This window comes from Streptomyces sp. NPDC002156 (assembly GCF_053593675.1).
This window is the reverse complement of record NZ_JBSFDA010000086.1, coordinates 1-13,110: the sequence shown is the minus strand read 5'-3', so window position 1 is coordinate 13,110 and position 13,110 is coordinate 1. Positions and strand designations below refer to the sequence as shown.

Sequence of the window (13,110 nt, the reverse complement as noted above, 5' to 3'; positions counted from 1 at the left end):
CCACTGGGAGTTACGGCTTGAAGCGGAGCACCTGCGGGTCGTGGTCGCTGATCTGGTCGTTGAACTCCGAGTTGATGTGCACGGAGTCGTAGTCGAAGTCGCAGCCGCGACTGATCGACGGGCTGACCAGGATCTGGTCCAGGACCTGGCTGTTGCCCTGGTAGTCGTAGGTGTAACGCTCGCTCTTCGGCAGCGACTTGATCGCCGACCACAGCGCGCCGCCGTCCTCCAGCAGCTCGGTGGTGTCGGAGAACTCGAAGTCGTTGATGTCGCCGAGCGTGATCACGTGCGCGTTCTTCTGGACCTTCAGGATGTCCTTGACGAACGTGTTCACCGCGGTCGCCTGGAGGTGACGCTGGGTCTCCGAGCTGCGCGACGGCGGCTGGTACTGCGAGGTGAGGCCCTGGTCGCCGCCCTTCGAGGAGAAGTGGTTGGCGATCAGGATGACGGTCTTGCCGCGGAAGACGAACTCGCCCGCGAGCGGCTTGCGGCTGTTCGTCCAGGCCGCGTTGGCCGGGTCGATGCGGCCGGGGGAGACCGTCAGGGCCGCCTTGCCGTGATCCTTGGTGACACCGACGGCGGTCGTGGCGTCGCCGCCCGGGCGGTCGATGAAGGAGACCCGCGCCGGGTTGAACAGGAACACCTGGCGGATGTTGCCGCCGGGCTCGCCGCCGTCCGCGAGGTCGACCGGGTCGATGGAGCGCCAGTCGTACGTCGGGCCGCCCGCCGCGACGATCGCGTCGATCAGCTTCTGGACCGTCTGGTCGGCGGCGACCGTACCGTCCTTCGTCGCGCCGTTGTTGTCCTGGATCTCCTCCAGGGACAGGATGTCGGGCGACTGCAGGTTGTTCACGATCGCGGCGGCGTGCTCCTCGAACGTGGCGTCGGACGGGTCGAGGTTCTCGACGTTGTACGTCGCCACCGCCAGCTCGCTCCGCGACTGCTTGCGGGTCGTCTCGCGCTCCAGGCCGCCCTGCTTCAGGGTGCCGATCTCGTTCGCGACGAGGGTGTAGCCGCCGAACTGGTTGTAGTCCAGCGGGCCGGTGGTCGTACCGGTGAGGCTGTCGCCGACGTTCGCGGTCGGGAAGTCGGCCACCGCGCCCAGGGACTGGATCTGGATCCGGCCGGTGTTCTGCGAGGTGTAGGAGCCGTACACCGTGCCGCCACGGCGGTTGGCGTTCTCGCGCGGCTTCACCGTGACCCACAGCTCGGTGTACGGGTCGGTGGCGGTGACCACACGAGCGTCCTTGACCTGGACGTCCATGCCCTCGAGGGACTCGTAGTAGTCCAGGGCGTACTTCGTGGGCTCCAGCGTCAGCGCGTTCACCGAGCCGCTCGCGGCGGTGTCGCCGGCCGGGGTGTAGACGGCCGGTACGGACTTGGCGTCGACGACCGTCGGGGCCGGGACCGCGTTGCCGCTGGAGACGACGGTGACCGTCGGCTTGGTTATCTCGGTCAGCGACTGGTTGCCGGACGAGTTGCCGCCCGGCACGTACTCCGCGACGGTGCCGGTGACGGTGACCGAGTCGCCGACGGCGACGGTCGGCTTGGAGCTGGTGAAGACGAAGACGCCCTCGCTGGTGGCCGGGTCGGCGTCCGGGGCCGTGTCCTGGATCCAGAAGCCGCGCGACGAACCGTAGGTACGGACGCCGGTGACGATTCCCGCCACGTCCGTGACCTTCTGGCCCGCGAGCGGGGAGAGGCGCGTGGTGCCCTGGATGTCATGAATACGCACGGTGTCGGCCTGCGCGGACGACGGGATCACCACCAGGGTGACGACCGTGGAACAGACGGCGGCGACAGTGAGCGCGCCGAGACGCGCGGAAGACTTGCTCGGCAACGGGATCCCTCCGGGGACAAACGTGGGTGCCGGGACGAAGGTGGTGAAGAAGCTGTCAAGGGTGGTGCCGTGGGGGGAACGCGAGCTGCTGGGCGGCTGGCGACGCGCGTAGACATCCGGTGAACACTCGGTGCGAAAGGCTCCGCGCCGAGGGCTCGGCGCCGGGCGATCGACGGTGAACGCCCGGCCTGAACTTCTACGCGCGTCAATCTCCTGCCTGGTCACGCCAGTTGTCAAGGTTTCAGCCATCTACCGCCTTTGGCAGGTTCATGAACCGGGCGGCATGGTGCCAAATCCGTCTAGGCTGAGCGGCTGAGTCGTACGGCCTTCAACACAACGTCGTACGGTCGTCAGACGCCGTCGTCGGACTTCGGATCACGTATCGGATGTGTAGTGGATGCGTACCGGGTGCCGCCGTACGGCCTTTCGGGCGCCTGAGGAGAAAACAGCCGATGTCAGACAGCTCCCCCCTGCCGCCGGTGCGACTGCACTCCGAAGCGGAGCTGGCGCGGGACGCGCTCGCCGCCCCGCTGGTCTCCCGCGCCGTCCGGCTCGCCCGCTGGGCCGGGCCGGGCACCCGGGTCGGGGCCGGTGGCGAACTCGTCGACGAGCAGCTGCCGGCGGCGGCGGAGACGCTCGGGCTGATCGCCGACGGGGCTGCGGGGGAGGGCCTAGCGGTCGAGGACGCGCTCGCGCATGCCAGTGAGGCGTGGCGGGTCGCCGTGGACACCGGGCTCGTCGAGGTCGTCGACGAGGACGAGGGCACCGTCACGGTGGGCGAGGACCTGGCGCTGCTCACCTCCGGGGCACCGCACGACGTGCTCGCGGTCTGGCTCGCGGCGCTGGAGACCGTCCTCGCCGACGCGAGCGTGCCCGACCTCGACGATCTCGTCGGCGCCATGGACGAGGGCGCCGAGGTCGACTTCTCCCAGCTGGACTGGGACCCCGAGGCGGAGGCCGACCTCCTCGACGGGGTGCTCGCCAACCTGTACCTGCTGACCGTCAGTGAGGGCGGGCCCGCCGACAGTCCGGTGCCGCTGCCGGCGCTGGCCGCGTCCATGGTCGTACCGAGCGACATGAGCGAGCCCACCAATGACGTCCTGGAGCAGGTCTCGGACACGATGATGCGCCTCGACGACCAGTTCAGGCTGCTCGAACCCATCGGGCTCGTCGCCTACCGGCCCGTCGACGAGGCGCTCATGGCGGACACCGACGAACCCGCCGAGGGCGCGCTCGCGGGCGACGACACCGACGTCTCCCGCTACGGCATGGTCCGGCTGACCCCGCTCGGTCTGTACGGCGTACGGGCCCGGCTGCTGGAGTCCGGCTTCGTGGCGCCCGCCGTCGGGGACCTCGCGGACAAGGGGGCGGACGCGTTGCTCGACGGTACGGCGGACTTCCCGGCGACGGCGGCGCAGGCCGAGACCGAGCAGTGGCTGACGCGTCGTGAACCCCTTGCCGCGGCGCGGGAGTTGCTTGCGGCGGCGCGGGGTGGGGACGCCGGTGGGCCGCTGCGGCGGCTGCTCTGCCAGCAGGCGCTGTCTCTTGTCGGTGCCGAGGCGGAGCCCGCGCTGCGGGAGGTTCTCGACGATGCGGAGCTGGGTGGGCTGGCGCGGGTCTGGCTCAGTGAGCACGGGGTGCCGGATGTGCCGGCGCCGTCCGAGGCGATGGTGTTCTGGCTGACCATCGACACGGTGGCCGCGCAGCTGGCTGCCGAGGGGAACTCGGCGGAGCTGCGGGGGCTGGTGGAGGGGTTGGCCCAGCAGCACGGGGGGTTCTTCGAGGCGGCGTGGCGGGTGGGGCATCCGGCTACGGCGGATGTGCTGGAGGCGATGGGGCGGTTGCATCCGGACAAGCGGGTGGCTAAGGAGGCGCGGAAGGCGGCGTTCAAGGCGCGGTCGCAGCAAGGGGGGTAGTAGTGGTGCGGTGCGGAGTCTGTGGGGGGTGCTGCGGATCGACCCCGGCTGCGGGTGCGTCGTGGCTTGTCGCGCAGTTCCCCGCGCCCCTTTGGGGCGCCATGCTGAACCTTGGTCCGTGATGTCGCTCGCCGTTCAACTCGCGTTCAAGCGTGGGCGGGACGGTTGCGCCGAACGAGTGCGCCGCCCTCCACGTCCCGTTTGCCGCACGGCACGCCCACCGTCACAGGAGACATCACCATGTCGCTCACCCGCAGGGACTTCGCCAGGAACTCCGCGATCACCTCGGCCGGGGTCGCGCTGGCCGGCAGTGTCGGCGCCCTCGCCACCGCGCCCAACGCCCTCGCGTCCACGGAGACGGCTGCCACCGAGGACCGGCACGGTGGGGGCGTCGGCTACGGGCCGCTCCTGCCCGACCCCAAGGGGCTGCTGGCGCTTCCCGCCGGATTCTCGTACCGCGTGATCACGTACAGCGGGAAGACCAAGCTGGAGTCCGGCGAGATCACCCCGTCCAACCACGACGGCACCGCCGCCTTCGCCGGGCCGCGCGGTACCACCCTTCTCGTCAACAACCACGAGCTGAAGGGCCCGCGCGCCAACTGGAAGTACCCGGTGCCGCTCACCGAGGGCCTGGTCTACGACCCGGCCGCGTCCGGTGGCTGCACGGTCGTCGAGGTGCGTCCCGGCGGTCAGGTCGCCGAGTGGGTGGGCATCGCCGGTACGTCCACCAACTGCGCTGGTGGCAGCACCCCTTGGGGCACCTGGCTCACCTGCGAGGAGAACTCCGACCGCGCCGGCGTCAACGGCATGACCAAGGACCACGGGTACGTCTTCGAGGTCGACCCCTGCGACAAGCGCGCCAACAAGAACCCCAAGCCCCTGAAGTTCTTCGGGCGTTACGACCATGAGGCCGTCGTCATCGACCCCAAGCGCGGCCACGCCTACCTCACCGAGGACGCCGCCTCGCCCAACGGCCTGCTCTACCGCTGGACCGCGCCGCAGCACTTCCACTACGGCCACGGCACCTTCCGCACCCTCTCCGACACCGCGGGCACCCTCCAGGCCCCCAAGTGCTTCGACTCCGCGGGCAAGTTCGTCGACGACCTCTCCCGCGCCACGAAGATCGGCACGGTGTACGGCGTCGACTGGGTCGACGTACCCGACCGCGACGGGAAGACCGTCGACGTGCGCAAGCAGTTCGGCACCGGGGAGATCACCCGGGCCCGCAAGCTCGAAGGCATGTGGTGGGGCGACGGCGGCACCTACATCGTCTCCTCGTACGCCCGCGCCGAGAGCCCCGTCCAGCACGACGGCCAGGTCTGGTTCTACGACCCCAAGCGCCGCACGCTGACCCTGAAGGTCCTGCTGGGCGTGAACCCCGACCCGTCGGTCGACGGCGCCTTCGACGGCCCCGACAACATCACCGTCTCCCCGTACGGCGGCCTGATCATCGCCGAGGACGGCGAGGGCATCCAGCACCTGTTCGGCGCGACGGACAGCGGACGGACGTACCCGATCGCCCGCAACGAACTCAACGCCGGTACTGAAGAAGAGCCTGAATACAGCGAGTTCACCGGCGTCACCTTCTCACCCGACGGCAAGACCTTGTACGCCAACATCCAGACGCCGGGAATCATGCTGGCCATCACGGGGCCGTGGAAGCGGCAGAAGCGCGGATAAATAAATCGGTCGCTCGGCCCGCGGTACGCCTCCTAGAGTGATGAACGTCCAGGTGCGAAGGCAGGACCTACTTCCACTCTCAATGGGGCGGCCGCGGGTTCGAATCCCGCCATCGGTACAACGCGCCGGTGTAGCTCAGAGGACAGAGCACCTACGTCGGTTCCGCCGGCTTCGATCTCTGGACACCCAGTACGTCAATTGCTTCATGCACCTCCCGGTGCGCGATTCGATCTCGGGGAGGCGCAGCAAATGGTGGGTGCCCGGTGCGCAGGCAGCGGATACTTCGGGAACTGGTGGGGTTGACTCCTCATGCGGGTTCGAATCCCGTCATCGGCCCAGGGTCGGTGTGGCGGAATGGAAGACGCGCCAGTTATAAGCAACCGTCGCCGATTTCGACCTCGGTCACCCTCCTATTGCTGCGCCTCCCTCCAAAAACAACCGTTCCACGCACGAAGTGCCGGCGAATGGGGGGGAATTCATCATGGCGCGATTCAACACCAAGGCCACCAAGGCGCAGCCCGCTTCGCGGGTCACCTCGACGGGGCGTGTGCTCCGTACGTTCGAGGGCGGCCGCGGCCGTGAGCGGGACGAGCGCTCGGAACTGTTCCTGCTGTCGCTCGCCAACTTCGTCGCGCAGAAGACCTTCTACGAGAGCGGCGAGGACCGCGACGACCGGTTCGCCGCGCTCGTACGCCGGCTCGCCGTCACCGACCCGGCGTGGACGGCCGGCCTGCTCGGCTGGCTGCGCGGCGAGGGCAACCTCCGTACGGCCGCCATCGTGGGCGCCGCCGAGTACGTGAAGGCACGCCTCGACGCGAACGTCACCGACGGTCCGACGAACCGGCAGGTCATCGACTCCGTACTGCGTCGCCCGGACGAGCCCGGCGAGCTGCTCGCCTACTGGACCTCGCGGTACGGCCGGAACATCCCCAAGCCGGTGAAGCGGGGCGTCGCCGACGCCGTACGTCGGCTCTACAGCGGCAAGTCGCTGCTGAAGTACGACACGGCGTCCAAGGGCTACCGCTTCGGCGACATCCTCAACCTCGTGCACGCGGCGCCGGACGCGGACAAGCCGTGGCAGGGGGACCTGTTCCAGTACGCCCTCGACCGGCGCCACAACCCGGAGACGGCCGTCGTGCCCAAGTCGCTGCCCGTGCTCACCGCACACCGTGACCTGATGGCGCTGCGGCCCGCCAAGCGGCGCAAGGTCGTGACCGGGTCGGGCGGCGCCGAGCGGCTGGCGGACGCGGGTATGACCTGGGAGGCGCTGGCCGGCTGGCTGCAGGGGCCGATGGACAGGGCGGCCTGGGAGGCGGTCATTCCGTCCATGGGGGCGATGGCGCTTGTCCGGAACCTGCGGAACTTCGACGAGGCGGGGGTGAGCGACGAGGTCGCGGCGCGGGTCGCCGCCAAGATCAGCGACCCGGCCGAGGTTGCGCGCTCGCGGCAGTTCCCCTTCCGCTACCTCGCCGCGTACCGGCACGCGCCCTCGCTGCGCTGGGCGTACCCGCTGGAGCAGGCGCTCGGGCACTCGCTGGCCAATGTGCCGGCGCTGGGCGGGCGGACGCTGGTCCTCGTCGACCGCTCGGGCTCGATGTTCTTCTCCCGGCTGTCCGAGCGCTCGGAACTCACCCGGGCCGACGCGGCGGCGGTCTTCGGCTCGGCGCTCGCACTGCGGGCGGCGGACGCGGATCTCGTCGAGTTCGGTACGTCGAGCAAGGCCGTGAAGTACCGCAAGGGCGAGTCGGTGCTGAAGATCCTGGACCGCTTCGGCGACCTGGGCGGCACCGACACGACTGAGGCGGTCCGGCGCCACTACAAGAAGCACGACCGGGTACTGATCGTCACCGACGAGCAGTACGCGTACAGCCGGCACGGTGATCCGACCGCGCAGGTACCGGCTGACGTGCCGGTGTACACCTGGAACCTCGCCGGGTACAAGGCGGGCCACGGCCCGTCGGGGGCGGCCAACCGGCACACCTTCGGGGGGCTCTCGGACGCGGCGTTCCGGATGGTGCCGCTGCTGGAGAGTGCGCGGAGCGCGGACTGGCCGTGGGTCGGCTGAGGCGCGCTTGAAGTGAGCTGACTTGGGTGTGACCCGTACTTCGGTGCGGGTCACACCCTTGTGCATCGCCGTGACTGACATCTAACATTTTAGTTGTGGATGCGATGCGACCGGCGATACGACCTGTGCCCCGGACCCTGCTCAGGGATCGGGCGTACTCAGCGATTCGGGACGCCATCGTCGCCGGGGAGATCGAGCCCGGCGCGGTGGTGCGCGATGCCGAGCTGGCGGAGCGGCTCGGGCTGTCCCGGGCGCCCGTGCGGGAGGCGTTCTCGCGGCTGGTCGACGAGGGGCTGTTGGAGAGCAAGCCGCAGAGTTATACGCGGGTGACTCCCGTCGTGGCCGCCGAGGTGCGGGACGCCGCCGCCGTGGTCGGGGCCATGCACGAGTTGGCGGTTCGGGTGGCCGTACCCCGGTTGCGGGGCACGGACATTGACGTCATGCGCGCGGCCAACGCTCGGTTCGCCGCCGCCGTGCGCACCGGTGATGTGGACGCCGCCCTGCACGCCGACGACGAGTTGCACGACGTCCTCGTGCGCGTCAGCGGCAACCGCGCCGCCGCTGCCACCGTCGCCCGCTACACCCCCCTCATCCGCCGCCTGGAACGGCGGCGCTTCGGGGAGGGCGGCAACTGCCGTTCGGCCGGGCTGCACGAGCAGCTGATCGAGGCCTGCGCGGCGGGTGACGCGGACAGTGCGGTCCGGGTCACCGCGGAGATCTGGCGGGGCCTGGAGGAGCTCGCCGACGAAGCCGGCGATGCCGGCCAAGAGGCTCACTGATACCTGGAGAACCCCATGTCCCTTTCCTCGTACGAGCGTTACCCACTCCTCTTCGGGCCCTCGCCCGTGCATCCGCTGGAGCGGCTCACCGCGCATCTTGGCGGTGCCGCCCTCTGGGCCAAGCGGGAGGACTGCAACTCCGGTGTGGCGTACGGCGGCAACAAGACCCGCAAGCTGGAGTACCTCGTCGCCGACGCGCTCGCCAAGGGGTGCGACACGCTCGTCTCGATCGGCGGGGTGCAGTCCAACCACACCCGTCAGGTCGCGGCCTGTGCAGCGCGGGCCGGGCTCAAGTGTGTTCTGGTTCAGGAGAGTTGGGTGGAGTGGCCCGACTCCGTCTACGACAAGGTCGGCAACATCCTGATCAGCCGGCTCGCCGGGGCCGATGTGCGGTTGGTGCGTGCCGGGTTCGGGATCGGGTTCAAGGAGAGCTGGGAGCTGGCCCTGCGGGAGGTGGAGGAGGGCGGCGGCAAGCCGTACGCGATTCCGGCCGGTGCCTCCGACCATCCGCTGGGTGGGCTCGGCTTCGCCGGTTGGGCGTACGAAGTCGCTGAGCAGGAGCGGGAGTTGGGCGTCTTCTTCGACACGGTCGTGGTGTGCTCCGTGACCGGGTCCACCCAGGCCGGCATGGTCGCCGGGTTCGCGGCGCTGGAGGAGGCGGGCGGCCGGGCGCGGCGCGTGCTCGGCATCGACGCGTCGGCGGCGCCCGCCCGGACCAAGGAGCAGATTGCGCGGATCGCCCACAACACCGGTCAACTCATCGGCCTCAAGCGTGAGTTGACGCAGGACGACGTCGAGCTGGACGAGCGCTACCACGCGGGTGTGTACGGCATCCCCGACGACACGACCCTGGACGCGATGCGGCTCGCCGCCCGTACGGAGGGGATGGTCACCGATCCCGTGTACGAGGGGAAGTCGATGGCGGGGATGGTCGATCTCGTGGCGCGCGGGGAGATCGGGCAGGAGTCCACAGTGCTGTACGCGCACTTGGGTGGGCAGCCCGCCTTGAACGCGTACAGCGCCCTGTTCTAGTCCTTCGCGTTCCAGGAGCGCGGTTCCGGTGCGGTGAGGGCGAGTTCGGCGAAGCGTTCGCCGATGCGGCGATGGGTCGCCGCGTCCGGGTGGAGCTGGTCGGGGAGCGGGAGTTCGGCGGAGTCGGACTCGCCGTAGAGGGCGCGACCGTCGAGGTGGTGGAGGTTCGGGTCCTCTGCCGACCGCTCCTTCACGATGCGTGCCAGCTCCTCCCGGATGACGTTGAGCGTCAGTTTTCCGGCGGTGACCTCGGCCGGGTCGCCCATGGGCTGGAAGCGGAGTCGGCCGGTGCTGAGCGTGGTGAAGTCCAGGGCCGTGGGGCCGGGGGTGTCCTCGTGCATGGGGCAGTAGAGGGGCGAGATCACCAGTAGCGGTGTCGTGGGGTGGCCCTCGCGGATGGTGTCGAGGAAGCCGTGGACGGCCGGGGTGAAGGCGCGCAGCCGCATCAGATCGGTGTTGACCAGGTTGATGCCGATCTTGACGCTGATCAGGTCGGCGGCGGTGTCGCGCATCGCGCGGGCGGTGAACGGGTCGAGCAGGGCGCTGCCGGCCAGACCCAGGTTGATCAGTTCCACGCCGCCGAGGGAGGCGGCGAGGGCGGGCCAGGTGGTCGTGGGGCTCGCGGCGTCCGAGCCGTGGCTGATCGAACTGCCGTGGTGCAGCCAGACTTTGCGGCCGTCGTGCGGTGTGGGTATGGGCTCGGTCGGGGCGTTGGTGCGGAGGGCTACGAGTTCGGTGGTCTCGTTGTGGGGCAGCCAGATCTCGATGTTCTTCATGGTGTCCGGCAGGCCCGTGAAGCGGAGGGTTCCGGGTGTGCCGGGGCGGTTTTCGGCGGTCCCCGCAGCCATGTCGACGGTCACGGTGTTGCCGCCGGTGACGCTGCCGCGACCGGTCTGGCGGCCGTCGACGAGCAGGTCGTACACGCCGTCCGGGCGGGGTGGGGCGCCCACGTAGGTGCGCTTGGTGGGCAGTGTGTCCAGTTCGACGGAGGTCGCCCGGGTGCGGAAGACCAGCCGTACGCCGGAGGGCTGGGTCTCCGCCATGGTGAGTTGGGGGTCCGTGTTCTGGGCGCGGGCCCGGGCGGGCAGGCGGTGGGGGAGCACGCCGTGGGAGGTGTGCTCCAGGTCCAGGGCGCCGCGTATGAGGTCCGCGGTGATGGGGGTGGTGGTCCACTCGGGGTCGGTGTGCATGTGCGTCCTCAGCCTGCGGGTCGATGGGGGAAGGGGCGGCCTGTGGGTCAACGGGGGGAAGGAGACGGCCAGTTGCGCAGCAGGGCGTCGAGGGCGTCCATGGTCCGGGTCCAGGTCTCCTGCGAGTCGGGGGCGCTGTGGCTGAAGCCGCCCGCCAGTTCCAGGCTGACGTAACCGTGGAAGACGCTGCCCAGGAGGCGGACCGCGTGGGTCTGGTCGGGCTCCGTCAGGTCGTATCCGCGCAGGATCGCCCGGGTCATCTGGGCGTGCCGGACGCCCGCACTGGCCGCCGCCGTCTCGGGGTCGAGTCTCATCCGGGCGGCTGCGGCGCGGCCGGGGTGTTCCCGGGCGTAGTCGCGGTAGGCGTTCGCGAAGGCGGTCAAGGCGTCCTTGCCCGCCCGTCCGGCCACGGCGTCGGCGGCCCGGTCGGCGAGTTCCTCCAGGGCGAGGAGGGCGATCCTGGTCCTGAGGTCGTGGGTGTTCTTCACGTGCGAGTACAGGCTCGCGACCTTGACGTCGAAGCGCCGGGCGAGTTCCGAGGCGGTCACCTGGTCGAAGCCGACCTCGTCGGCGAGGTCCGCTCCGGCTCTGGTCACGCGTTCCGTGGTCAGTCCTGCGCGTGCAGCCATGGCCTCTCCCGTTCGTCCGTGGGGCCTGTTTGGCTAAGCTGATTATGCATTTGCCTAAAGTGTTTAGGCAAATTAGCCTGCCGTTATGGAGCCGCTGACTGAGCAAGAGATCCGTGCCGCGTTCGTGAACTGCACGAAGGGTGAGGCGCGGCGCCTGTCCGTGCCGCGTGATCTGGCCGACCGGCCCTGGGAGGACCTGGACTTCCTGGGGTGGCGGGATCCGCAGGCCCCTGACCGTGCCTACCTGGTCGCGGAGCTGGAAGGCGGCCGTCCGTCCGGTCTTGTCCTGCGCAGTTCGGCGCCCGCCTTCGGCCAGACACGGCGCAGCATGTGCTCGATCTGCCTGACCTCACACACCGGGGGCGTGTCGCTGATGGTCGCGCCGAGGGCGGGGAAGGCAGGGAAGCAGGGCAACTCGGTGGGGGCCTACATATGCGGCGACCTGTGCTGCTCGCTGTATGTGCGCGGCAGGAAGGACGCGGGCGCCGGGGCGCGGCTCCACGAGACGATCACTCTGGAGGAGAAGATCCGGCGGACCGTGGGGAGCCTTGCCGCGTTCATCGCCAAGGTGACCGCTTGACCCCACGGCCCGCTTCTGTTGGTGCTCAGAGTGCCTGAGCTGCCGGCTTCACCATGCCCCTGACCGTGCGGGACTTCACGAAGTCGCCGATCGCCGTCATCTCCCACTCGCCCGAGAACTGCTTGATCATTTTGGCCATCATGACCCCCGTCTGCGCTTCGGCGCTGGTCAGGTCGAAGCGGACCAGTTCCTCGCCCGTCGCCGCGTCCAGGAGACGGCAGTACGCCTTCGCCACCTCCGTGAACTTCTGGCCGGAGAAGGAGTTGACCGTGAAGACCAGGCCGGTGACCTCCTGGGGGAGGCGGCCCAGGTCGACCACGATGACCTCGTCGTCGCCCCCGCCCTCGCCCGTGAGGTTGTCGCCGGAGTGCTTGATCGCGCCGTTCACGATGGAGAGCTTGCCGAAGTAGCAGCTGTCGATGTGGTTGCGCTGCGGGCCGTACGCGATGACCGATGCGTCGAGGTCGATGTCCTTGCCCCGGAACGCCGGCTCCCAGCCGAGGCCCATCTTGACCTGGGAGAGGAGGGGCTTGCCGCCCTTGACCAGGGAGACGGTCTGGTTCTTCTGGAGGCTTACGCGGCCCTTGTCGAGGTTGATCTTGCCGGCGCCGAGGGTGGGGGTGGGGGGAGCGGCCGGGGGTGCCGGAGGCGCCGGGGGCTGGACCGGGGTGGGGGGCTGGACCGGGGTCGGCTGCGCGGACGGGGCGGGGGTCGGGGCCGGGGCCGGTTCCTCCACGCTCACGCCGAAGTCCGTGGCGATGCCGGCCAGGCCGTTCGCGTAGCCCTGGCCCACCGCGCGGGCCTTCCAGGCGCCGTTGCGGAGGTAGATCTCGACGATCACCAGTGCGGTTTCGGAGCCGAGCTGTGGGGGTGTGAACGTGGCCAGGACGGCGTTGTCGGCCGCGTTGCGGATCGTGGCCGTCGGTTCGATGCCCTGGAAGGTCTGGCCTGCGGCGTCCGGGCTTGCCGTGACGACGATCTTTTCGATGCCAGGGGGGACGGTCGTGGTGTCGACCGTGATCGAGTCGGGGGTGGTGCCGCCGCCGGAGCGGTACGTCACGCCCGGGCCGGTCGGCTGGTTGTAGAAGATGAAGTCGTCGTCGGAGCGCACCTTGCCGTCGGCGGTGAGCAGCAGGCTCGATACGTCGAGCCGCACGGGGGCGGTGACGTCCACCGTCACGCGTGTGGTGGGGAGAGGGATGTTCGAGCCGGGGGTCATAGCTGTCATGCCGAGTGAACGACCGGGCCCGTTTTACCGTTCCCTTACTTGGCGTCCGATTGGGGGAAGAGGGTGCCTGGTGGTTGTTTTCGCCCCCGCCGCCCCTACCCGTCCCATCCCTGGGGGCTGCGCCCCCAGACCCCCCTTTGTCGCGCTGAACGCGCTCGTCCTCAAACGCCG

Annotated in this window: 10 protein-coding genes and 1 tRNA gene; 7 read left to right on the top strand and 4 right to left on the bottom strand. The window is 69.7% G+C overall.

All coding sequences use genetic code 11. From position 1 onward, the window contains the following. Positions 1-10: 10 nt before the first annotated feature. Positions 11-1,840 carry an endonuclease/exonuclease/phosphatase family protein gene (locus ACWCRB_RS29620; RefSeq protein WP_450998957.1) on the bottom strand — a complete coding sequence of 610 codons (1,830 nt, stop codon included), beginning with the start codon at positions 1,838-1,840 and terminating at the stop codon, positions 11-13. A 452-nt stretch (positions 1,841-2,292) separates the two neighbouring features. Here ACWCRB_RS29620 and ACWCRB_RS29615 point away from each other — a divergent pair, with 452 nt between their 5' ends. From ACWCRB_RS29615 to ACWCRB_RS29590, 6 genes are all read left to right on the top strand, one after another. Next, positions 2,293-3,756: a hypothetical protein gene (locus ACWCRB_RS29615; protein ID WP_450998956.1), complete on the top strand. Its 1,464-nt coding sequence runs from the start codon at positions 2,293-2,295 to the stop codon at positions 3,754-3,756. A 240-nt stretch (positions 3,757-3,996) separates the two neighbouring features. Then, a complete protein-coding gene (locus tag ACWCRB_RS29610) occupies positions 3,997-5,436 on the top strand; it encodes an alkaline phosphatase PhoX (protein ID WP_450998955.1) in 1,440 nt (479 codons plus the stop codon). A gap of 36 nt (positions 5,437-5,472) precedes the next feature. Further along, positions 5,473-5,554 (top strand) — tRNA-Glu (locus ACWCRB_RS29605). A gap of 363 nt (positions 5,555-5,917) precedes the next feature. Beyond that, positions 5,918-7,501, top strand: a complete 1,584-nt coding sequence (locus ACWCRB_RS29600) for a TROVE domain-containing protein (protein ID WP_450998954.1) — start codon at positions 5,918-5,920, stop codon at positions 7,499-7,501. 104 nt (positions 7,502-7,605) lie between these two features. Continuing rightward, positions 7,606-8,280, top strand: a complete 675-nt coding sequence (locus ACWCRB_RS29595; protein WP_450998985.1) for a GntR family transcriptional regulator — start codon at positions 7,606-7,608, stop codon at positions 8,278-8,280. Between the two features lie 15 nt (positions 8,281-8,295). After that, complete coding sequence (locus ACWCRB_RS29590; protein ID WP_450998953.1) at positions 8,296-9,312, top strand: 1-aminocyclopropane-1-carboxylate deaminase; 1,017 nt, start codon at positions 8,296-8,298, stop codon at positions 9,310-9,312. On the opposite strand, the gene ACWCRB_RS29585 is transcribed toward ACWCRB_RS29590, so the two are convergent. Next, positions 9,309-10,502, bottom strand: coding sequence for a GDSL-type esterase/lipase family protein (locus ACWCRB_RS29585; protein WP_450998952.1), 1,194 nt, complete (start codon positions 10,500-10,502; stop codon positions 9,309-9,311). The genes ACWCRB_RS29590 and ACWCRB_RS29585 overlap by 4 nt on opposite strands. 47 nt (positions 10,503-10,549) lie before the next feature. Further along, the gene (locus ACWCRB_RS29580) at positions 10,550-11,131 is read right to left on the bottom strand and encodes a TetR/AcrR family transcriptional regulator (RefSeq protein WP_450998951.1); all 582 of its coding nucleotides are present in this window, start codon (positions 11,129-11,131) and stop codon (positions 10,550-10,552) included. Between the two features lie 85 nt (positions 11,132-11,216). Here ACWCRB_RS29580 and ACWCRB_RS29575 point away from each other — a divergent pair, with 85 nt between their 5' ends. Further along, complete coding sequence (locus tag ACWCRB_RS29575) at positions 11,217-11,711, top strand: FBP domain-containing protein (protein WP_450998950.1); 495 nt, start codon at positions 11,217-11,219, stop codon at positions 11,709-11,711. Between the two features lie 25 nt (positions 11,712-11,736). On the opposite strand, the gene ACWCRB_RS29570 is transcribed toward ACWCRB_RS29575, so the two are convergent. Further along, positions 11,737-12,930, bottom strand: a complete 1,194-nt coding sequence (locus tag ACWCRB_RS29570; protein ID WP_450998984.1) for a TerD family protein — start codon at positions 12,928-12,930, stop codon at positions 11,737-11,739. Positions 12,931-13,110 lie beyond the last annotated feature (180 nt).

What these genes read in the sequence shown, in the direction of transcription:
- ACWCRB_RS29595 (WP_450998985.1), top strand. Translation starts at nt 7,606, where the DNA reads ATGCGACCGGCGATACGACCTGTGCCCCGGACCCTGCTCAGGGATCGG.
- ACWCRB_RS29615 (WP_450998956.1), top strand. Translation starts at nt 2,293, where the DNA reads ATGTCAGACAGCTCCCCCCTGCCGCCGGTGCGACTGCACTCCGAAGCG.
- ACWCRB_RS29610 (WP_450998955.1), top strand. Translation starts at nt 3,997, where the DNA reads ATGTCGCTCACCCGCAGGGACTTCGCCAGGAACTCCGCGATCACCTCG.
- ACWCRB_RS29590 (WP_450998953.1), top strand. Translation starts at nt 8,296, where the DNA reads ATGTCCCTTTCCTCGTACGAGCGTTACCCACTCCTCTTCGGGCCCTCG.
- ACWCRB_RS29585 (WP_450998952.1), bottom strand. Translation starts at nt 10,502, where the DNA reads ATGCACACCGACCCCGAGTGGACCACCACCCCCATCACCGCGGACCTC.
- ACWCRB_RS29570 (WP_450998984.1), bottom strand. Translation starts at nt 12,930, where the DNA reads ATGACCCCCGGCTCGAACATCCCTCTCCCCACCACACGCGTGACGGTG.
- ACWCRB_RS29600 (WP_450998954.1), top strand. Translation starts at nt 5,918, where the DNA reads ATGGCGCGATTCAACACCAAGGCCACCAAGGCGCAGCCCGCTTCGCGG.
- ACWCRB_RS29575 (WP_450998950.1), top strand. Translation starts at nt 11,217, where the DNA reads ATGGAGCCGCTGACTGAGCAAGAGATCCGTGCCGCGTTCGTGAACTGC.
- ACWCRB_RS29580 (WP_450998951.1), bottom strand. Translation starts at nt 11,131, where the DNA reads ATGGCTGCACGCGCAGGACTGACCACGGAACGCGTGACCAGAGCCGGA.